Genomic DNA, 18762 nt, shown 5'->3' with positions numbered 1-18762 from the left:
TTAGCGCCGTGGTGACGCGATCCTCGTCGGTACCGACCCCTGGGGACCCCGTGCCTTGGCCACCCCTGTCGCCCGCTGTGACATTCCGTTTGGGTTTTCGGACCGTCAACCGGAAGACTGCCCCCGTGACGTCCCGTAACCCGCGCGACTCCAGGCTCCGCCTCGTCGGCCCGCGAACCCTGGCCGCCGCTCCCCGAGCAGCAGTGACCCAGCGCCGCCGACCGGCCCCCCGGCCCCCGGAGGGCACCCCGCCGCCCGTGGAACTCGCCCGCATGGCCCGCGCCGTTCTGGCGGACGCGGCCCGGGTCGCCCACTGGGCCGATGCCGCCCTGCGCCCCGGCCGCGAGGGCGCGAACCCCGACGGCAAGGGCACTCTCTCCGCCGCGACCGCCGAACGGGCCGCCGTCGAACTGGGCCTGACCCCGGATCAGGTCCGCCACGACTGGGACACGGCACGACTGGCCGGCCTCATCGAGGTGCACGGCGACAGCGCGCGCCCCGGCTGGCGGCTGCGTGCCTGGCACCGCGACGACAGCGCCGTCCTGCGCGGCTGGGTCGCGTTCTTCGACGCCTGGTCCATCGCCTACCCCGAGCCCGAGGACCGCGAGCCCGCGGCGGTCGCCGAGGTCGTCTCGGCCATGCCCCAGGTGCTCTCCTTCCTCCAGCTCTCCGCCGGGCCCGTCCCCGTCGAGCAGCTCCTCGACCTCCTGGAACAGCGGGTCACCGAACTGCGCACCGAGCGCTGCGAGGTCCCCTACGGTCCGCAGCCGGAGCCGAACCCCGAGCCCACCGAGGACACCCCCCTCGCCCCGCTCCTCGACTGGTCCCTGCGCGCCCTCGCCTCCGTCGGCGCCCTCACCTACGGCGACGCCCAGGCCACCCTCACCCCGCTCGGCAGCTGGGCGGTCTGGGTCAAGCTGGAGCAGATCTGCGTCGCCGCGCAGAGCCCCGCCGGCAACATCGAGGTCTCCGCCGAGGACATGCTCAGAGGCTGCGCGCAGCTCCGTCCGAACGCGGCCCGCGCCGAGTACCGCGCCTGGCTCGCCGCCCGCCCCGTGGGCGGCGCCGTCACCGAGCTGATCGCCGCCGCGCGCGGCGAGGACGCCCTCATCCGGGGCCTCGCCTTCGAGGCGCTGCGCGTCGTCGGCGCCCCCGCCGAGCCCGACGTCCGCACGGTCGCCGACGAGACCCCGCTGCGCCCCTACGCCCTGCTCTGGCTCGCCGAGCACGACGGCGCCGACCCCGAGGACGCCCATGAGGTCCTCACCCGCGAGGAGTCCACCTGGCTCTGGGTGGACACCGCCGCCGCCGTCGCCGACCACGGCGAGGCCCCGCTGCTCGTGCGGCATCTGGAGTCCGCGGTGCAGCCGACGGTCCCCGCGCTGCTGGCCGAGGTCCGCGCGGTCGGCCACCCCCGCACCGTCCAGGTCCTGGTCGCCCTCGCCGCCGCCCACCCCGACCCGGCCCTCGCCAAGGCCGTCCGCCGCGCCGCCTTCCAGGTGCACACCGGGGGCAGCTGACCGGGCGGGCGCGACGCGTCAGCCGCCCGTCTCGGGTGCGTAGGTGCCGAAGCTCCAGACATTGCCCTCGGCGTCCCGGGCCATGTAGTCCCGTGAGCCGTACTCCTGGTCCGTCGGGGGCGTCAGGATCTCCACGCCGTGCTCCACGGCCCGCCGGTGGTGGGCGTCCAGCTCGTCGGCGGACACGACGATGTACACCCCGGCGGGCCCCGCGCCCTTCATCGCGCCGTCGAAGACGCTGCCGCTGCCCTTGGAGCCGACCATCACCGCGCCGTTGCCCTGCGTCAGCTCGGCGTGCTGCACCACACCGTCCTCGCCCTCGTAGACCGACAGCTCGGTGAAGCCCAACGCCTCCGTGAGCTGTCTGATGGCGGCCTTGGCGTCCGCGTACAGCAGCGTCGGATAGACGCTCGGACGTCCGTCGCTCCTGCCCGTCATACCGATCACGACCTCTCCGTCGTCCGGAACACGCCCTGCGGCCCAGTTTCGCACCCACCACCGACAAGGCCCCGGCAGCCGGTGACCGAGACCACGTGATCCCTTGTCATACGGGCGATAAACCGCTTGCCGCCCCCAGTTAGAATCGGCCCATGGCCATTCTCCTCGCGCATTAGACGGCGGGAACGTCCTCAGCCGCCCGCCCGCCACCCCCGATCCGCCCTGGAGTCTGTCCGTGATCTCCGCCTCCGCCGTCGAGCTGCGCGCCGGTGCCCGCGTCCTCATCGAGTCCGCCACCTTCCGCATCGCCAAGGGCGACCGCATCGGCCTGGTCGGCCGCAACGGCGCCGGCAAGACCACCCTCACCAAGTGCCTGGCCGGTGAGGGCATCCCGGCCGGCGGCACCATCACCCGCTCCGGCGAGGTCGGCTACCTCCCGCAGGACCCCCGCACCGGCGACCTCGACGTCCTCGCCCGCGACCGCATCCTCTCCGCGCGCGGCCTCGACGTACTGATCCGCAAGATGCGCGACAACGAGCAGCGGATCGCAGGCGGCCAGGGCGCGACCCGGGAGAAGGCGCTGAAGCAGTACGAGCGCCAGGAGACGGAGTTCCTCACCAAGGGCGGGTACTCCGCCGAGGCCGAGGCCGCCACCATCGCCGCCGCGCTGAACCTGCCCGACCGGGTGCTCGGCCAGCCGCTGCACACCCTCTCCGGCGGTCAGCGCCGCCGTATCGAGCTGGCCCGGATCCTCTTCTCCGACGCCGACACCCTGCTCCTCGACGAGCCGACCAACCACCTCGACGCCGACTCGATCGTCTGGCTGCGGGACTACCTGAAGACCTACCGCGGCGGCTTCATCGTGATCTCCCACGACGTCGACCTGGTCGAGACGGTCGTCAACAAGGTGTTCTACCTGGACGCCAACCGCGCCGAGATCGACGTCTACAACATGGGCTGGAAGCTGTACCAGCAGCAGCGCGAGGCCGACGAGAAGCGCCGCAAGCGGGAGCGGCAGAACGCCGAGAAGAAGGCCGCCGCGCTGCACTCGCAGGCCGACAAGATGCGCGCCAAGGCCACCAAGACCGTCGCCGCGCAGAACATGGCCAAGCGCGCCGACCGGCTGCTCGCGGGCCTCGACGCGGTCCGGGTCTCCGACAAGGTCGCCAAGCTGCGCTTCCCGGAGCCCGCGCCCTGCGGCAAGACCCCCCTCATGGCCGAGGGCCTGTCGAAGTCGTACGGCTCGCTGGAGATCTTCACCGACGTCGACCTGGCCATCGACAAGGGCTCCCGGGTCGTCATCCTCGGCCTCAACGGCGCCGGCAAGACCACCCTCCTGCGCCTCCTCGGCGGTGTGGAGAAGCCCGACACCGGCGAGGTGATCGAGGGTCACGGCCTCAAGCTCGGCTACTACGCGCAGGAGCACGAGACCCTCGACCCGGAGCGCACGGTCCTGGAGAACATGCGCTCCGCCTCCCCGGACCTGGACCTGGTCGAGATCCGCAAGACGCTCGGCTCGTTCCTGTTCTCCGGCGACGACGTCGACAAGCCGGCCGGGGTCCTCTCCGGCGGTGAGAAGACCCGTCTCGCGCTCGCGACCCTGGTGGTGTCGTCCGCGAACGTCCTGCTCCTTGACGAGCCGACGAACAACCTCGACCCCGCCAGCCGCGAGGAGATCCTCGGCGCGCTGCGCACCTACAAGGGCGCGGTCGTCCTCGTCACCCACGACGAGGGCGCCGTCGAGGCGCTCCAGCCGGAGCGGATCATCCTGCTGCCGGACGGCGTCGAAGACCTGTGGGGCGCGGACTACGCGGATCTCGTCGCGCTCGCCTGAGCGATCGGCCGATCGAATGGGCCGACCGTCCGGGTTGATCAACTGCCTCTGGATCATTCGGCCCATCCGTGATCCATCATCTGTGTGAGATCTCCTCGTACCGAGGTGTGTCCTACATCGATTTCACGGCCGAGCCCTTCCGTGCGAGGGGCTCGGCCGTCGTGCGTCTCTGACCTGGCACTTCGCGGAACAACCCGTTCGGGTGTACGGACGACGCTGGGCGGAATCACAGCTTCCGCTCGTGGGTGTGCGCTCCCGTCGTCACAACCTTGTCCCACGGACCTTGCCGAATGGGTGGCCATCACGCCCCGGAGGGGTGATCATGAGGAGACCAGAGCGCACTTCCCATGAGGAGGACCGGGTGGCCGAGACTCTGAAGAAGGGCAGCCGGGTAACCGGCGCCGCGCGCGACAAGCTCGCGGCAGACCTGAAGAAGAAGTACGACTCCGGTGCGAGCATTCGGGCGCTGGCCGAGGAAACCGGTCGCTCGTATGGCTTCGTACACCGGATGCTCAGCGAATCGGGCGTCACGCTCCGAGGGCGTGGCGGCGCGACGCGGGGCAAGAAAGCCGCCTCGGCCTGACGTGCCGGGCGGCCCATCGGCTTCGATGGTGGCCACCCGGTCGGTCGGCTGATCGACCGGGTGGTTACTGTGCAGTCACTTAGCAATGCTTCATCGCTCTGCTGACCGCACTCATCGGAGGCGCCCCATGGCTTCGCTCGAACCGCTGCTCGACCAGGACGGCGTACGGCTCACCGTCGACGACGCCATCGCCACGGTGACGCTGACCAATCCGGCCAAGCGCAACGCGCAGAGCCCCGCTCTGTGGCGGGCGCTCACCGAGGCCGGACGGTCGGTGCCGGGCTCCGTCCGTGTGGTCGTGCTGCGTGCCGAGGGCAAATCGTTCTCCGCCGGTCTCGACCGGCAGATGTTCACGCCCGAAGGCATCGAGGGGGAGCCCTCCTTCGTCGATCTCGCGCGTCGTGACGACGCCGGGCTCGACTCGATCATCGCCGAGTTCCAGGAGGCGTTCACCTGGTGGCGGCGCAACGACATCGTGTCCATCGCCGCCGTGCAGGGACACGCCGTCGGTGCGGGCTTCCAGCTCGCCCTCGCCTGTGATCTGCGCGTCGTCGCCGACGACGTGCAGTTCGCCATGCTCGAAACCAGCCTCGGGCTCGTGCCCGACCTCACGGGGACGCATCCGCTGGTCGGCCTCGTCGGGTACGCCCGCGCGCTGGAGATCTGTCTCACCGGACGCTTCGTCACGGCGGAGGAGGCGCAGCGGATCGGGCTCGCGAACCTCGCGGTCCCCGGCGACCAGCTCGCCGACGCGGTACGGGACCTGGCCGCCGCGCTGGTGTCCGCGCCGCGGGACGCCGTGGTCGAGACGAAGGCGCTGCTGCGAGGAGCGGTGGGCCGGGACTACGACCAGCAGCGCGCGGCGGAGCGGGCGGCCCAGGCGCGGCGCCTGCGGGACCTCGCGGGGATCGCTCAGTAGCCGGCATGCCGGCCGCCGGCCGGCATTCGGCGCGGCGTGTGTGCACTGAGCCGGCGCCGCGATCCACAGCGGTCAGACCCGGGCGGCCCCGCCTGTCACCGCGGTGACGAGCACCGCCACCGTCGGGTGGCCCGGCAGGGCCTCGCCCACCGCCACCCGTACCTCGCGTGCCACGTCCAGGACCCGCCGTTCCTCCGTCACCACCAGTTCCACGAGGACATGGCGGCGGGGGAGGGCGGGCCCCGTCGTGCCGGGAGCGCCGAGGACGGTGGTGAGGCGGCCGACGCCGGGGACCGCGAGCCCCGCGGCGGCGGCGCGCGCCTGCTCGTCGTCGCCGGTGGGCGGAGCGGGGGTCGCCGGCGGGGAGGCGGAGGCCGGGGGGACCGCCTGCTCGTCGTCCTCCAGCAGGTCGGTCAGCCGTAGATCCACCTCCGCCACCCGCAGGCCGACGCGTTCCCGGGCGGTGGTGGCGAGGACGGTCCGCAGACGGGCCGCCGTCACGGGGAACGGCTCGGCGGCCCTGCCCGCCAGGGCCGCGAAATCGGCTGTGACGCGCAGCGGTCCGCAGGGGAGCGCGCTCGGCGGCGGGGGCACGGCCGCCTCGCTCCCGTCGACGTCGGCCGACGAGACGCGCAGCGGGCCGAGCCTCAGCCCCCGCAGCGCCGTGGCCGCGCCGCGCAGCACCGATTCCACGGCCCGTTCCGTGATCCACGCGCCGTCCTGCGGGCCGCCCAGGGGGAGCACGCGGCCCGTCCCGAGGTGCCGGCGAACCGCCTTCGTCCATCTGTCCGCCGTCATTCCTCCAGCCTGCCCCATCCCCGGCGCGCGGCGCCGCGACCCCGCTTACTGTGGGCTGAGGGGGATGACCGGAAGGGACGTACGGCATGACTGACATGACGGAGCGGAACCGGACGGAAGGGCCCGACACCACCAAGGAGTCGCCACAGGTCGGGCGGAGGACCACCCGGCGCGGCGGCGGAGATCCCGCGGGCCGGGGGCGTACGACCGTCGCCGACGGCGTCGTGGAGAAGATCGCCGGACTCGCCGCGCGGGAGGTCGTGGGCGTCCATGCCATGGGCAGCGGACTGTCACGGACCTTCGGGGCCGTGCGGGACCGGGTGCCCGGCGGGGACAAGTCCGTGAGCCGGGGTGTGAAGGTCGAGGTCGGCGAGGTGCAGACGGCGCTGGACCTGGAGATCGTCGTCGACTACGGGGTGTCCATCGGTGACGTGGCCCGCGATGTGCGCGAGAACGTCGTCGCGGCCGTCGAGCGGATGACCGGGCTGGAGGTCGTCGAGGTCAACATCGCGGTCAGCGATGTGAAGCTGCCGGACGAGGAGGACGAGGAGCCCGAGTCCCGGCTGCAGTGAGCGGGGCCCGGCCGTCGAGCACCCGGCCCACCACGTACGTCAGCAGTTCTTGGAGTGTCTAGGAGCGCAGGATGAGCTTGGCCATGATCGGCATGATCACCGGCATGGCGCTGGGCTTCGCCGGGTACTTCGGCGGATTCGGCGCCTTCCTGCTGGTGGCCGCACTGGGAGCCGTCGGCTTCGTCGTCGGCCGGTTCCTGGAGGGGGACCTGGAACTGGGCGACTTCTTCCGCCCACGTGACGACCGACGCCGATGAACCCGCCTGACAGCGGCCGTCCCGCGGAGCGCGGGGCCGTCGAGCCCGGTGAGCGCGGGGCGACCCGGATCGCCGACCGGGTGGTCGCGAAGATCGCCGCGCAGGCGGCGCGCGAGGCACTGGTGGCGCCGACGCCGGACTCCGCGCCCCCGAACGCCACCGTCCTCGTCCGTCACGAGACCGCGCGCGTGACGGTCGGTCTCGGGCTCCCCTACCCCTCGGACATCGGGGGCCAGTGCGCCGCTGTGCGTCGTCATGTCGTCGAGCGGGTAGGGACGTTGGCGGGAATGCACGTGTCGGAGGTGGCCGTCCACGTCGAACGGCTGCACCCGGCGCATGCACACGACGTGGCACAGGCGAGGACGCGATGAGCGAACCCGAGCGCTCCGAAGGCACCACGCGACGACTACCCGTCATCGAGAAGGCCGACGACACCGACGGCACGGGCGGGGACGGGAGGACCGCCGACCGCGAGCCGGAGCAGTCCGCGTCCGCCGCCGCGTACGACCCACCGCCGGTCCGCGACGGCGAGAACGGCGGGGAGAAACGCTTCTGGTCCGCGCGCAGAATCCCCGCGGGCATCCTCGCCGCCGTGCTCCTCGCGGGTCTCGGCCTGCTGCTGTACGACGTCGTCGCCGTCCGCGCCGGCCGGCCCGCCATGGCGTGGCGCCGTTCGCTGGCCCGGGAACTCGCCGAGCGCCCCCTCGACGACACCTGGGTGCTCGTCGGCGCCTCGGTCGCCGTGCTCCTCGGCCTCTGGCTGCTGGTGCTCGCCGCGACCCCCGGACTGCGTGACGTCCTGCCGATGCGGCGCGTCCACCCCCGGGTACGGGCCGGACTGCACCGGGACGCCGCCGCGCTGGCCCTGCGCGACCGGGCCATGGAGGTGTCCGGGGTGCAGTCCGTACGGGTCAGGGCGGGCCGCAAGCGGGTCGATGTCCGCGCGGTGTCCCACTTCCGGGAACTCGACGAGGTACGGGCCGACCTGGACCTCATGCTCGCCGACGGCATCCGGGGGCTCGGCCTGTCCCGGCCGCCCGCTCTGTCGGTGCATGTCCGCCGGCCCGGCAGGAAGGGGTGAGGCGCGATGCCGAGGACCGTCAACCGGGTGCTGCTCGGAGTCGTCGGGCTCGTGCTGGTGGTGGTCGGCGGTGCCGTCCTCGCCGTCGGACTGGGTGTGGACCCGCCCTCGTGGTGGCCGCACGACGGCGAGAAGGACATCCTGCTCAGCGACGCCGACCGCACCCGGTGGCACGACTCCGGCTGGTGGTGGCCCACTGTCATCGCCGTGCTCGCCGTTCTCGTCCTGCTCGCCCTGTGGTGGCTGACGGCGGTCCTGCGGCGCCACCGCCTCGCCGAGGTGCTCGTCGACACCGGCGACGGCGAGGGCGCGTTGCTGCGCGGACGGGCACTGGAGGGCGTGCTCACCACCGAGGCCGCCGAGGCGGAGGGCGTCGAACGGGCCCACACCCGCCTGACGGGGCGCCGCAACGCCCCCGAGGCCCGGGTCCGCCTCCTCCTCCAGCCCCATGTGAACCCGGGCGACGCCCTGAGCACCCTGACGTCCCAGGCCCTGACCCACGCCGAGGACTCGGCCGGACTGGCCGCGCTCCCGGCGGAGGTCAGGCTGCGCGCGGCCAGGCACCGTGCGGAGAGGGTGAGTTGATCACCCGCCTCGCGGTCGGCTCTCGCCTACGAGCCGGCGGCCGGTACCCGCGGGGCCGTCAGAACCCGTGCCGCATCCCGCCGTCCACCGGCAGCATGATCCCCGTCAGATAGGACGCGGCCGGGGACAGCAGGAAGGCGCCCGCACGCCCGAACTCCTCCGGCCGCCCGTACCGCCGCAGCGGGATCCGCGACTCGTGCGCGGCCCGCGTCGCCTCCGGATCCGCCGACAGCCCGTCCAGCTCACGCACCCGGTCCGTGTCGATGCGCGCCGGGAGCAGACCCACGACCCGGATGCCCCGCGGCCCCAGCTCGTCGGAGAGCGACTTGGCGAATCCGGCCAGCCCCGGCCGCAGCCCGTTCGAGATGGTCAGCCCGGGGATCGGCTCGTGCACGGACCCGGACAGCACGAACCCGATGACACCGCCCTCACCCAGCTCCTCGGCCGCGGCCCGCGCCAGCCGGACCGCCCCCAGGAAGACCGACTCGAACGCGGCGGTCCACTGCTCGTCCGTGTTGTCGGCGACGAACCCGGGCGCCGGCCCGCCCACGCTGACCAGGATGCCGTCGAAGCGCCCGAAGCGTTCGCGCGCGGCGGCGATCAGCAGCCCGGCGGCGCCGGGGTCGGCGTTGTCCACGGCGACCCCCGCCGCGTTCGCCCCGAGCGCGGCCACCGCCGCCTCGACGCTCTCCTCCTCGCGGCCCGTGACGACCACCTTCGCGCCGTCGGCGACGAGTTCCCGCGCGACCGCGTGACCCAGTCCGCGGGTCGCTCCGGTGACGATGTAGACACGGTCCATCAGCCCAAGATCCATGGCCCTATCCTGCCTCCTTCCCGTCGAAGAGGGCGAGGGCGGTGCCCACGAGACCGACGTGGCTGAACGCCTGGGGGAAGTTCCCGAGCTGCCGGCCTGCGACGGGGTCGTACTCCTCCGCCAGCAGTCCCACGTCGTTGACCAGCCCCACGAGCCGTTCGAACAGCTCGCGCGCCTCGGCCGTGCGGCCGGTGAGATGCAGCGCGTCCGCCAGCCAGAACGAGCACACGAGGAACGCGCCCTCGCCGCCCGGCAGGCCGTCGACGGAGGTGGTCGTGGCCGTGTGCCGGTCGAGTCCGTAGCGGCGGACCAGCCCCTCGTGGCTCAGCTCGGCACGGATCGCGTCGACGGTCCCGATGACCCGGGGGTCGTCCGGCGGCAGGAAGCCCATGAGGGGGATGAGCAGCAGTGAGGCGTCGAGTTCGCGGGAGCCGTACGACTGGGTGAAGGTGCCCCGGTCGGGGTCGAAGCCGCGGTCGCAGACCTCGCGGTGGATCTCGTCGCGCAGGGCCCGCCAGCCGTCGAGGTCGCCGCCGGTCAGCGTCGGGTCGTCCTCCAGGGTGCGCACGGCCCGGTCGGCGGCCACCCAGCACATGACCTTGGAGTGCGTGAAGTGGCGGCGCGGCCCGCGCACCTCCCACAGCCCCTCGTCCGGCTTGCGCCAGGCCGAGCGCAGGTACTCCATCAGCGCGCACTGCATCCGCCACATGTCCGGCTTGTCGGGCAGACCCGAACGCCGGGACACGAACAGGGAGTCGATGACCTCGCCGTACACGTCCAGCTGCAACTGCCGTACGGCGTCGTTGCCGACCCGGACCGGACGCGAGTCCTCGTAGCCGGAGAGCCAGGGCAGGTCGTACTCGGGGATGCGGCGCTCACCGGCCAGGCCGTACATGATCTGCAGGTCGGCCGGGTCGCCCGCCACCGCGCGGAGCAGCCAGTCGCGCCATGCCTCGGCCTCCTCCTGGTAGCCGCAGGACAGCAGCGCGCCGAGGGTGAGGGCGGAGTCGCGCAGCCAGCAGTGGCGGTAGTCCCAGTTGCGGACGCCGCCGATCTCCTCGGGCAGGGAGGTGGTGGCGGCCGCGACGATCCCGCCGGTCGGGGCGTAGGTGAGGGCCTTGAGGGTGATCAGGGAGCGGACCACGGTGTCCCGGTGCGGGCCGGTGTACCGGCAGCGCGCCGCCCAGGCCCGCCAGTCGTGCAGGCTCGTCTCCAGCGACTTGTACGGGTCGACGAGGCGGGGCCGGGGCTCGTGCGAGGGGTGCCAGGTCAGCACGAACGCGACCCTCTCGCCCGGTCCGACCGTGAACTCCGCGTACGTGGCGCGGTCCTCGCTCCACGACCGCACCCCGGGTTCGCTGCGCAGCCACACCGCGTCCGGGCCGGCGACGGCCACTCGGTGACCGTCCGACCTGCGCATCCACGGCACGGCCGAGCCGTAGTCGAAGCGCAGGCGCACGGTGCTGCGCATGGTCACCCGGCCGGAGAGGCCCTCCACGATCCGTACGACGTCGGGGGAGCGGTCGCGCTGCGGCATCAGGTCGGTGACCCGTACCGCGCCCTCGTCGGTCTCCCACTCGGTGTCGAGGACGAGCGAGTCGTGCCGGTACGCCCGGCGCGCGCAGGTTCCGCCTCCTCGGGGCGCCATCGTCCAGTGCCCGTTCTCCTGGTCGCCGAGCAGGGCCGCGAAGCAGGCGGCCGAGTCGAAGCGGGGCAGGCAGAGCCAGTCGACGGAACCCTGGCGGTTCACCAGCGCGGCCGTCTGGTGGTCGCCGATCAGCGCGTAGTCCTCGATGCGGGGGTGCACGGGGTGCGGGTTCCCGGGCCCGGGGGTGATCAATCAGGCGGGATCCGGAAGGGGAGAGTCAGCCCGGTCCCGGCCCCGCCGTGGTCCCTCCCACCCCGGAGAAGATCACCCCGGAGCCGGAGGGGGCCTGGTTGAGGACCCACAGGCCGAGCAGGGTGGCGAGGGTGAAGACCACGAGGACGAGGACCGCGAGGACGAGGCGACGGCGGCGTTCGCGGCGGAGCCAGTCGCCGCGGGCCGTGCGGTAGGCGTCCGGCGCGGCGTGGACCCCGCCCGCCAGTGCGGCGAGCGCCTCGGCCAGCTCCCGCTCGGTGCGGTCCCGGCCGGTGTCGTTGCCGGTGGTGTCGTTCATCGCCGGGCCTCCATCGCCTGGGTCAGGGCGGCGAGGCCGCGTGCGGTGTGGGTCTTGACCGAGCCGCAGGAGATCCCCATCGCGGCCGCGATCTCGCTCTCCTTCAGCCCCAGCCAGTGGCGCAGCACGAGCGCCTCCCGCTGCCGGGCGGGCAACTGCTGGAGCGCGCCGATCAGCACCCGCTGGTCGTCGTGGAGCAGTGCGGTGCTCTCGGCGGAGGCGACCGGCTCCTCGGCGGCGGGCGTCTCGACATGTCTGCGGGCGACCTGGAGGTGCCGTATCCGCATCCGGGTCAGATTGCAGACCGTCGACCGCAGATACGCCTCCGCAGCCTCGGCGTCCCTGAGGCGCCGCCACTTGCGGTAGATCTGGTAGTACGCCTCGGCCACCACGTTCTCGGGGTCGTCGGCGCCCAGCAGCACCGCGAGCCGCAGCATCGAGGAGTAGTGCAGCTCGAACAGCCGGGCGACGCCCGCCTCGCGCTCCACGTCGGCGGGATCACCGAGGGCGCCCGGCGGCAGGGCGGGGTTCGGGACCCGGCCCTGCCGCGGTATCAGGGGCTCGGCGGCCGGGGCCGACACCGGGCTCCGGGGGCCGGCGGCGGTCACGGGTGCGGAAGCGGCCGGGGGCACCGGCACACGTAGGTGCTGTCTGCGTCTCACGGGTTGCTCGCTCCCGTCTCGGGGCGCCGCCTGACGGTCAGGCGGGACGGTAGGTCGGTCGCGTCGGCGCCGCGCGGGACACCGAGCCGTTCGAGGACCGCGGTGCCGACGACGGCGACGGTCAGATTGAGCAGGAGCGCGAGCAGGCCGGCGTAGATCTCCAGCGAGCCGCCGCCCAGGAGCACGATGGACGAGAACCCCTCGCGCACCACCAGGAACGTGCCGGTGACCATGCCCACGCCCCATCCGGCGAGCAGCGCCCGGGGGTGCAGCCGCCCGGTGAAGAGGCCGACCGCCACCGCCGGGAAGATCTGCAGGATCCACACCCCGCCGAGGAGCTGGAGGTTGATGGCGTCCTGGTCGCGCAGTCCGAACACGAACGCCACCGCCCCCACCTTCGCGGTCAGCGACACCACCTTGGCGATGCGCACCTGGCGCTTGGGTGTGGCGGTGGGCTGGAAGTACTCGACGTACACATTGCGGACGAAGCCCGTGGCGGCCGCGATCGACATCACCGCCGCCGGGACCAGCGCGCCCACGGTGATCGCGCCGAACACCAGTCCGGCCAGCGGCCCCGGCATCAGCCGGTCCACCAGCATCGGCACGGCCGCCTCCGCGCCGCCCTCGGGCGCCCGCACCCCGGACGCGAGCGCCGCGATCCCGAGGAAGCCGAAGAGGGCCAGCAGCCCCGTCCAGGCGGGCAGTGCCACCGCGACCTTGCGGACCGTGCGCGGCCCGTCGGCGGCGAACCCGGCGGTGAGGACGTGCGGGTACATCAGCAGCGCCAGCGCCGAGCCGAGCGCGAGGGTGGCGTAGGCGGGCTGCTGTTCGGGGGCCAGCAGGAGGGCGGACCCCTCGACACCGGTGCCGCCGAGCCGCCGGGCCGCGCCCTCGAAGACCGCGCCCGGACCGCCGAACCGTTCCAGCACCAGCCAGCACACGGCGGTCAGCGACACGAAGACGGCCACCGCCTTCAGCGCCGAGATCACGGCGGGCGCCCGCAGCCCGTGCCGGTACGTCGCCACCGCGAGCCCCGCGAACAGCGCGACCATCACGAGATCACCGGCCGCGCCCTTCGGATAGACGCCCCCGGCCGTCAGCACGGCCCTGATGCCGAGCAGCTGCAACGCCAGGTACGGCATCGTCGCGAGGATCCCGGTCAGCGCCACCACCAGGGCGAGCGGCGCCGAACCGTACCGCCCGCGCACGAAGTCCCCGGCCGTCACATAGCCGTGCCGCCGGGCCACCTCCCACAGCCGGGTCAACAGCACGAAGGCCAGCGGGCAGACGATCACCGTGTACGGCACCGCGAAGAACGCGGGCGCCCCGTTGCCGTACGCGAGGCCCGGCACGGCGGTGAAGGTGTACGCGGTGAAGATCGTGCCGCCCAGCAGCAGCCAGGTCCACACCGGGCCGAGGCTCCGGTCGGCCAGCGCCCAGCCCTCCAGCGAGGGCAGCCGGCCGGTGGGGCGCAGCCGGCGCGCGGTGACGGCGAGCAGCGACGCTCCGCCGATCACGGCGAGGAACGTCGCGGTCATGGCAGCGTCCGCCATGGGTCACCGTCCTTGGTGTGCCTGGGCCCTCGCGTGTTGGTTGCGCGGACGGCCGGTTCGGAGGACACGAAGCGGCGGGAAATCTTCTGGAAATTCGGTGTCAACCGGATCCGGCGGGTGGGCAACTCTTGCACAGACCCACAGCGATCGGGAGAGGAGCACAGCCCATGGAACCCCACGCTCACCAGCGGCTACGGCGCGTCGCGACCGCCGTCCTGCTCCTCGCCCCGGCCGCGGGACTGCTGTGGGTGCCCTGGTACGCCGGCGCGGAGCCCCGGCTCGCGGGCACGCCGTTCTTCTACTGGTACCAGCTCGCCTGGGTCCCGGGATGCGGCCTGTGCCTGCTCGCCGCGTACGCGCTGACCGACCGCCGTCGTCCGCGAGGACACCGCTCGGACGGACAGCGCTCCGACCGACATCCCTGAGCCGCACCGCCCCGCTCTCCTCCCTGCCGCACACCCCTTGACATCAGGAGCCGCCATGTCCACCTCAGCCATGCCCGAATCCGGCCCCGAGACGCCGGATAAATCCCGTATGACCCCCAGATCGATCGCGCTGTGGATATCCGTGGCCCTCGTCGGCGCCATCGGCTGGGCCGTGCTCGCGCTGTCCCGGGGCGAGGAGATCTCGGCGGTCTGGCTGCTCATGGCGGCCCTCGGTTCGTACGCGATCGGCTACCGCTTCTACTCGCGGTTCATCGCCCGCCGGGTCCTGAAGGTCGACGACACCCGGGCCACGCCGGCCGAACGCCTGGAGGACGGCGTCGACTACCACCCCACCGACAAGCGGGTGCTGTTCGGCCACCACTTCGCGGCCATCGCCGGCGCGGGTCCGCTGGTCGGGCCGGTGCTGTCGGCCCAGATGGGCTATCTGCCGGGCACGATCTGGATCATCGCGGGCGTGATCTTCGCCGGTGCGGTGCAGGACATGATCGTCCTCTTCCTCTCCATGCGCCGGGACGGCAAGAGCCTCGGCCAGATGGCCCGGGACGAGATCGGCAAGGTCGGCGGGGCCGCCGCGCTGATCGGTGTCTTCGCCATCATGATCATCCTGCTCGCGGTCCTCGCGATGGTCGTCGTCAACGCCCTCGCCGAGTCCGCCTGGGGCACCTTCTCGGTGGCCATGACCATCCCGATCGCCCTCTTCATGGGCTTCTACCTGCGCTACCTGCGCCCCGGCCGGGTCGTGGAGACCAGCTTCATCGGCGTCGCCCTGCTGTTGCTCGCCATCCTCGGCGGCGGCTGGATCCAGGACTCCTCGCTCGCCGAGTACTTCGTCTGGAGCCCCGAGACCCTGGTCTTCTGCCTGGTCGGCTACGGCTTCGTCGCCTCCGTGCTCCCCGTCTGGATGCTGCTGGCCCCGCGCGACTACCTCTCCACCTTCATGAAGGTCGGCACCATCGCCCTGATGGCCGTCGGTGTCGTCATCGCCGCCCCGAACCTCCGCGCCGAGCCGGTCACCGAGTTCGCCCGCACCGGCGCCGGACCGGTCTTCGCCGGCTCCCTCTTCCCCTTCCTGTTCATCACCATCGCCTGCGGCGCCCTGTCCGGCTTCCACGCCCTGGTCTCCTCCGGCACCACGCCGAAGCTGATCCAGAAGGAGTCGCAGGTCCGGCTGATCGGCTACGGCTCCATGCTCACGGAGTCCTTCGTCGCCGTCATGGCCCTCATCGCCGCCTGTGTCCTCGAACCCGGCCTCTTCTACGCCATGAACTCCCCGGCCGCGCTGCTCGGCCCGACCGTCGACACCGCCGCCGAGGCGGTCAAGAACCTCGGCTTCACCATCACCCCGGAACAGCTCACCGCGGCGGCCAAGGCGGTCGAGGAGGAGACCCTCGTCGGCCGCTCCGGCGGCGCGCCCACCCTGGCCGTCGGCATGTCGGAGATCTTCGCCGGGGTCTTCGGCGGCGCCGGGATGAAGGCCTTCTGGTACCACTTCGCGATCATGTTCGAGGCCCTGTTCATCCTCACCACGGTGGACGCCGGCACCCGTGTGGGCCGCTTCATGCTCCAGGACATGCTCGGCAACGTCTGGAAGCCGATCGGGCGCGTCACCTGGAAGCCGGGCATCTGGATCACCAGCGCCCTGGTCGTCGGCGCGTGGGGCTACTTCCTGTACGCCGGTGTCACCGACCCCCTCGGCGGGATCAAGCAGCTGTTCCCCCTCTTCGGCATCGCCAACCAACTGCTCGCCGCCGTCGCCCTGGCCGTCACCACCACCGTGCTCATCAAGTCGGGCAAGCTGCGCTGGGCCTGGGTCACCGGCATCCCGCTCGCCTGGGACGTGGCCGTCACCTTCACCGCCGGCTGGCAGAAGATCTTCTCGGACAACCCCGCGATCGGCTTCTTCGCCCTGCGGGACAAGTACGCGGCGGCCATCGACAAGGGCGAACTCCTGCCCGGCGCCACGGACATGGACGACATGCACACGATCGTCCTCAACAACACGGTCGACGGCGTGATCATGGCGATCTTCCTGCTCCTGGTCCTCACGGTCCTGGTCAACTGCGCCGTGGTGTGCGTCCGCGCCGTACGCTCCGCGGTCCCGCTGCCCTCCACGGAGACGCCGTACGTCGAGTCGCGCATCGACGCGGAGGACCCCGAGAAGCGGTTGGTGGGGGCCGACCGGTGACCGCCCGCCACTGGGTACGGTCCGTCCGCTGGTACCTGCGGGAACTGACCGGAGAAGCGGAGTACGACCGCTACTGCGACCGCCACCGCCGTCACCACCCGAAGGCCCCGCTCCCGACCCGACGGGAGTACGACGCCCTACGGACCCGGCACCGAGAGGAACACCCGGAGGGCCGCTGCTGCTGAGGGCTGCGGCCACCCCCTGAGCCGGCCCGGCCGCGGGCAGTCGTGCCGGCCGGGGGGCGTGGTCGGGCGCGGGTCCGGTGGGGCTTCTCGCGCGGTTCCCCGCGCCCCTGAACAGCAGGGGCTGCGCCCCATGCTTTCCAGGCCCGCGGAGCCGCCGGTTCAGGCTTGCAGAGCCGCCGGTTTCCAGGCCCGCAGAGCCGCCGGTTTCCAGGCCCGCGGGGCCTTGGCCCTGCAGGCCCGCAGGGCCTGGGCTCAGGGGCGCGGGGAACTGCGCGACCAGCCGCCACCGGACCCGCACCCGGCAAGGCACCCGAACCCACCCCAACCCCACCCCCGACCCCGGATCCAAAGATGCTGAGACGCCGCCGACCCTCCCTCCTGATCCGCCCCGAACTCGACGACGACCCCCTGCACAGGACCCTCACCGAACTCCGCCCCGCCCAGCAGCTCCACGGTCTCGGCGCGGGCCGCACCCGCCCCGTATGGGAACCCGTGGCCGACCTCCTCCGCGCCACGGGCCGCGACTGGGACCGCCGCACCCACCGCATCGCCGTACTGGCCCGGCACCTGCCCGCGGCGATCCCGCAGCGCTGGACCGCCGACCGCCCGGGCGACGGCGACGCCCTCACCCTGCACGCCTGCGTCGCGGCGCACCGCACTCCCGCCACCGACCGCGCGGCCGTCCGCCACGCCGAACACGCCTGCCTGCGCGCGGCCGAGGCCGGCCCCGAGGACCCCACACCCTGGCTGGCGCTGCTGTCGCTGATGGACACCTGCGCCGTACCGGTCGGGGAGGCCGTCCCCGCCTGGACGGAGGCCGTCGACCGGGCCCCCTGGCTCCGGACGGCCTACCACCGGCTCCTGCGCTACCTGTCGCCGCGCGGACACGGCACGGTCCCCGACATGATGGACTTCGCCTGGCAGGCCGCCGCCCGCGCACCCCACGGCTCACCGCTCGCGCTGCTCCCCGTGGCGGCCCGCGTCGAACTCATGGCGCACCGCCAGGAGGGGACTCCGTTCGACGCCCTCGGCTCGGGCGGCGGGAACTGGCACGAGCCCCGGTCCGCCCACGAACTGAACCTGGCGCTCGAGAGCTGGTTCGACGCCGGGACCGCACCCCATGCCGAGGCGGTCACCGACCTCAACATCCTCGCGTTCGCCCTGACCCGGGCCCGCCGTCCCGTGGAGGCCGCCCCCGTCTTCCAGCGCCTCGGCCGCCACATGACACGTCACCCGTGGGACCTGCTGCCCGAACCGGAACGCACGTTCGCGTACTGGCGGGAGAGAGCGAGCGGTGGCCGGGGCCGGACCTGAGACCCGCGCCGGGACCGCGAGCGCCTACGCCGGAGCGGACGCCGTCTCCTTCTCCTCATCCGCCGCGGCGGACGCGGCCTCCGCACGGTCGCGCAGCTCCCGGCGGACGAGGATGACGAAACCGATCGGGACACCGAGGGCGAAGAGCCACCACTGCAGCGCGTAGGCGTAGTTCAGCGCGGCGTTCTCGTCGCCGGGACTGCCGAGCTGCTCCGGGGTGTCGCCCTTCGGCTCGGGCGCCGTCTGCGCGAGGTAGCCGCCGAGCACCTGGACGCCGAGACGGTCCGCCTCCCGCTCGCTGTCGATCAGCATGATCTGCCGGTCCGGCAGGCCCTGGAGATCCTTGATCCCGCTCGCCTCGGTCGTCTCGTCCGGCATCAGCCGTCCCGTGACGGTGATCTCACCGGCGGCCGGCGCCGGGATCTTCGGGAAGGCGGTCTGGCTCGGGCCGTCGGCCGGGATCCAGCCCCGGTTGACGAGCAGCACCTTGCCGTCGTCGAGCACGAACGGGGTCAGGACGTGGAAGCCGACCTCGTCGTCGGCGTTGACGCGGCGGCGGACGACGACCTCGTCGTCGGTGTCGAAGCGGCCCTTCGCGGTCACCGTGCGGTAGCGCTCGGCGCTGGTGACGGTGTGCCCGGGGGAGGTCAGCCGCTCCACGGGCACCGGCTTCGCGGCCAGCGCGTCGGCGACGAGCTGATTCCGGGCGCTGCGCTCCTCGTAGCGATGCATCTGCCAGATGCCCAGCCTGACCATGGTCGGGATCAGGACGAGCGAGAGCAGCGTGAGGATCACCCACTGCCGGGACAACAGGAAGCGGTACACCCCACGACCGTACAACTCGGTCGTGGGGTGTG

21 protein-coding genes are annotated in these 18762 nt (G+C 72.8%); 13 read left to right on the top strand and 8 right to left on the bottom strand.

Annotation, left to right across the window (positions count from 1 at the left end; genetic code table 11):
- Positions 1-125: 125 nt before the first annotated feature.
- A complete protein-coding gene (locus tag ACWCRJ_RS27870) occupies positions 126-1520 on the top strand; it encodes a hypothetical protein (RefSeq protein ID WP_450941882.1) in 1395 nt (464 codons plus the stop codon).
- An 18-nt stretch (positions 1521-1538) separates the two neighbouring features.
- On the opposite strand, the gene ACWCRJ_RS27865 is transcribed toward ACWCRJ_RS27870, so the two are convergent.
- Positions 1539-1967, bottom strand: a complete 429-nt coding sequence (locus ACWCRJ_RS27865; protein ID WP_046919317.1) for a VOC family protein — start codon at positions 1965-1967, stop codon at positions 1539-1541.
- A 226-nt stretch (positions 1968-2193) separates the two neighbouring features.
- Here ACWCRJ_RS27865 and abc-f point away from each other — a divergent pair, with 226 nt between their 5' ends.
- The 3 genes from abc-f to ACWCRJ_RS27850 all read left to right on the top strand — a co-directional run bounded on the left by abc-f (position 2194) and on the right by ACWCRJ_RS27850 (position 5294).
- Complete coding sequence (gene abc-f / locus ACWCRJ_RS27860) at positions 2194-3792, top strand: ribosomal protection-like ABC-F family protein (RefSeq protein WP_059079423.1); 1599 nt, start codon at positions 2194-2196, stop codon at positions 3790-3792.
- A 361-nt stretch (positions 3793-4153) separates the two neighbouring features.
- Complete coding sequence (locus ACWCRJ_RS27855) at positions 4154-4375, top strand: helix-turn-helix domain-containing protein (RefSeq protein ID WP_006123601.1); 222 nt, start codon at positions 4154-4156, stop codon at positions 4373-4375.
- A gap of 127 nt (positions 4376-4502) precedes the next feature.
- Entirely contained in the window at positions 4503-5294 is a 792-nt protein-coding gene (locus ACWCRJ_RS27850) for an enoyl-CoA hydratase/isomerase family protein (RefSeq protein WP_005477682.1), read from the top strand.
- 72 nt (positions 5295-5366) lie between these two features.
- Here the strand turns inward: ACWCRJ_RS27850 and ACWCRJ_RS27845 are convergent, their stop codons facing one another.
- Positions 5367-6092, bottom strand: a complete 726-nt coding sequence (locus ACWCRJ_RS27845) for a nucleopolyhedrovirus P10 family protein (protein ID WP_450941881.1) — start codon at positions 6090-6092, stop codon at positions 5367-5369.
- 86 nt (positions 6093-6178) lie between these two features.
- Between ACWCRJ_RS27845 and ACWCRJ_RS27840 the strand changes: the two genes are divergently transcribed.
- The 5 genes from ACWCRJ_RS27840 to amaP all read left to right on the top strand — a co-directional run bounded on the left by ACWCRJ_RS27840 (position 6179) and on the right by amaP (position 8587).
- Positions 6179-6664, top strand: coding sequence for an Asp23/Gls24 family envelope stress response protein (locus ACWCRJ_RS27840; protein ID WP_450941880.1), 486 nt, complete (start codon positions 6179-6181; stop codon positions 6662-6664).
- A gap of 71 nt (positions 6665-6735) precedes the next feature.
- Complete coding sequence (locus tag ACWCRJ_RS27835) at positions 6736-6921, top strand: hypothetical protein (RefSeq protein WP_450941879.1); 186 nt, start codon at positions 6736-6738, stop codon at positions 6919-6921.
- Positions 6918-7292, top strand: coding sequence for a hypothetical protein (locus ACWCRJ_RS27830; RefSeq protein WP_450941878.1), 375 nt, complete (start codon positions 6918-6920; stop codon positions 7290-7292). Before ACWCRJ_RS27835 ends, ACWCRJ_RS27830 begins: the two co-directional genes overlap by 4 nt.
- Entirely contained in the window at positions 7289-8002 is a 714-nt protein-coding gene (locus tag ACWCRJ_RS27825; protein WP_450941877.1) for a DUF6286 domain-containing protein, read from the top strand. The genes ACWCRJ_RS27830 and ACWCRJ_RS27825 overlap by 4 nt, the downstream gene beginning before the upstream one ends.
- Before the next feature lie 6 nt (positions 8003-8008).
- Positions 8009-8587 (top strand): alkaline shock response membrane anchor protein AmaP, encoded by a 579-nt coding sequence (gene amaP, locus ACWCRJ_RS27820; protein WP_450941876.1) that lies wholly within the window; start codon positions 8009-8011, stop codon positions 8585-8587.
- Positions 8588-8645: 58 nt separating this feature from the next.
- On the opposite strand, the gene ACWCRJ_RS27815 is transcribed toward amaP, so the two are convergent.
- From ACWCRJ_RS27815 to ACWCRJ_RS27795, 5 genes are read right to left on the bottom strand one after another with little or no spacing between them, the layout of a single operon-like run.
- On the bottom strand, positions 8646-9401 hold the full coding sequence (locus ACWCRJ_RS27815) for an SDR family oxidoreductase (protein WP_450941875.1): 756 nt from the start codon (positions 9399-9401) through the stop codon (positions 8646-8648).
- A gap of 4 nt (positions 9402-9405) precedes the next feature.
- Entirely contained in the window at positions 9406-11208 is a 1803-nt protein-coding gene (locus ACWCRJ_RS27810; protein WP_450941874.1) for a glycoside hydrolase family 15 protein, read from the bottom strand.
- A gap of 58 nt (positions 11209-11266) precedes the next feature.
- Entirely contained in the window at positions 11267-11560 is a 294-nt protein-coding gene (locus tag ACWCRJ_RS27805; RefSeq protein ID WP_450941873.1) for a hypothetical protein, read from the bottom strand.
- Complete coding sequence (locus ACWCRJ_RS27800) at positions 11557-12222, bottom strand: sigma-70 family RNA polymerase sigma factor (protein ID WP_450941872.1); 666 nt, start codon at positions 12220-12222, stop codon at positions 11557-11559. The genes ACWCRJ_RS27805 and ACWCRJ_RS27800 overlap by 4 nt, the downstream gene beginning before the upstream one ends.
- Complete coding sequence (locus ACWCRJ_RS27795) at positions 12219-13775, bottom strand: sodium:solute symporter family protein (protein ID WP_450941871.1); 1557 nt, start codon at positions 13773-13775, stop codon at positions 12219-12221. Before ACWCRJ_RS27795 ends, ACWCRJ_RS27800 begins: the two co-directional genes overlap by 4 nt.
- A 167-nt stretch (positions 13776-13942) precedes the next feature.
- Between ACWCRJ_RS27795 and ACWCRJ_RS27790 the strand changes: the two genes are divergently transcribed.
- The 4 genes from ACWCRJ_RS27790 to ACWCRJ_RS27775 all read left to right on the top strand — a co-directional run bounded on the left by ACWCRJ_RS27790 (position 13943) and on the right by ACWCRJ_RS27775 (position 17905).
- Positions 13943-14200 (top strand): DUF3311 domain-containing protein, encoded by a 258-nt coding sequence (locus ACWCRJ_RS27790; RefSeq protein WP_450941870.1) that lies wholly within the window; start codon positions 13943-13945, stop codon positions 14198-14200.
- Between the two features lie 55 nt (positions 14201-14255).
- On the top strand, positions 14256-16406 hold the full coding sequence (locus ACWCRJ_RS27785) for a carbon starvation CstA family protein (protein WP_450941869.1): 2151 nt from the start codon (positions 14256-14258) through the stop codon (positions 16404-16406).
- Positions 16403-16591 carry a YbdD/YjiX family protein gene (locus ACWCRJ_RS27780; protein WP_450941868.1) on the top strand — a complete coding sequence of 63 codons (189 nt, stop codon included), beginning with the start codon at positions 16403-16405 and terminating at the stop codon, positions 16589-16591. Before ACWCRJ_RS27785 ends, ACWCRJ_RS27780 begins: the two co-directional genes overlap by 4 nt.
- Positions 16592-16942: 351 nt before the next feature.
- Positions 16943-17905 carry a hypothetical protein gene (locus ACWCRJ_RS27775; protein WP_450941867.1) on the top strand — a complete coding sequence of 321 codons (963 nt, stop codon included), beginning with the start codon at positions 16943-16945 and terminating at the stop codon, positions 17903-17905.
- A 24-nt stretch (positions 17906-17929) separates the two neighbouring features.
- On the opposite strand, the gene ACWCRJ_RS27770 is transcribed toward ACWCRJ_RS27775, so the two are convergent.
- Positions 17930-18730 (bottom strand): SURF1 family cytochrome oxidase biogenesis protein, encoded by an 801-nt coding sequence (locus tag ACWCRJ_RS27770; protein WP_450941866.1) that lies wholly within the window; start codon positions 18728-18730, stop codon positions 17930-17932.
- Positions 18731-18762: the final 32 nt, after the last annotated feature.

The organism is Streptomyces sp. NPDC002324 (genome assembly GCF_053593335.1).
The sequence above is the reverse complement of the archived record's forward strand: the minus strand, read 5'-3'. Positions and strand labels throughout refer to the sequence as shown.

Coding starts and splice junctions, on each gene's coding strand:
- ACWCRJ_RS27790 (WP_450941870.1), top strand. CDS start 13,943: ATGGAACCCCACGCTCACCAGCGGCTACGGCGCGTCGCGACCGCCGTC.
- ACWCRJ_RS27805 (WP_450941873.1), bottom strand. CDS start 11,560: ATGAACGACACCACCGGCAACGACACCGGCCGGGACCGCACCGAGCGG.
- ACWCRJ_RS27830 (WP_450941878.1), top strand. CDS start 6,918: ATGAACCCGCCTGACAGCGGCCGTCCCGCGGAGCGCGGGGCCGTCGAG.
- ACWCRJ_RS27845 (WP_450941881.1), bottom strand. CDS start 6,092: ATGACGGCGGACAGATGGACGAAGGCGGTTCGCCGGCACCTCGGGACG.
- ACWCRJ_RS27795 (WP_450941871.1), bottom strand. CDS start 13,775: ATGGCGGACGCTGCCATGACCGCGACGTTCCTCGCCGTGATCGGCGGA.
- ACWCRJ_RS27825 (WP_450941877.1), top strand. CDS start 7,289: ATGAGCGAACCCGAGCGCTCCGAAGGCACCACGCGACGACTACCCGTC.
- ACWCRJ_RS27840 (WP_450941880.1), top strand. CDS start 6,179: ATGACTGACATGACGGAGCGGAACCGGACGGAAGGGCCCGACACCACC.
- ACWCRJ_RS27850 (WP_005477682.1), top strand. CDS start 4,503: ATGGCTTCGCTCGAACCGCTGCTCGACCAGGACGGCGTACGGCTCACC.
- ACWCRJ_RS27775 (WP_450941867.1), top strand. CDS start 16,943: ATGCTGAGACGCCGCCGACCCTCCCTCCTGATCCGCCCCGAACTCGAC.
- ACWCRJ_RS27785 (WP_450941869.1), top strand. CDS start 14,256: ATGTCCACCTCAGCCATGCCCGAATCCGGCCCCGAGACGCCGGATAAA.
- amaP (WP_450941876.1), top strand. CDS start 8,009: ATGCCGAGGACCGTCAACCGGGTGCTGCTCGGAGTCGTCGGGCTCGTG.
- ACWCRJ_RS27815 (WP_450941875.1), bottom strand. CDS start 9,401: ATGGATCTTGGGCTGATGGACCGTGTCTACATCGTCACCGGAGCGACC.
- ACWCRJ_RS27835 (WP_450941879.1), top strand. CDS start 6,736: ATGAGCTTGGCCATGATCGGCATGATCACCGGCATGGCGCTGGGCTTC.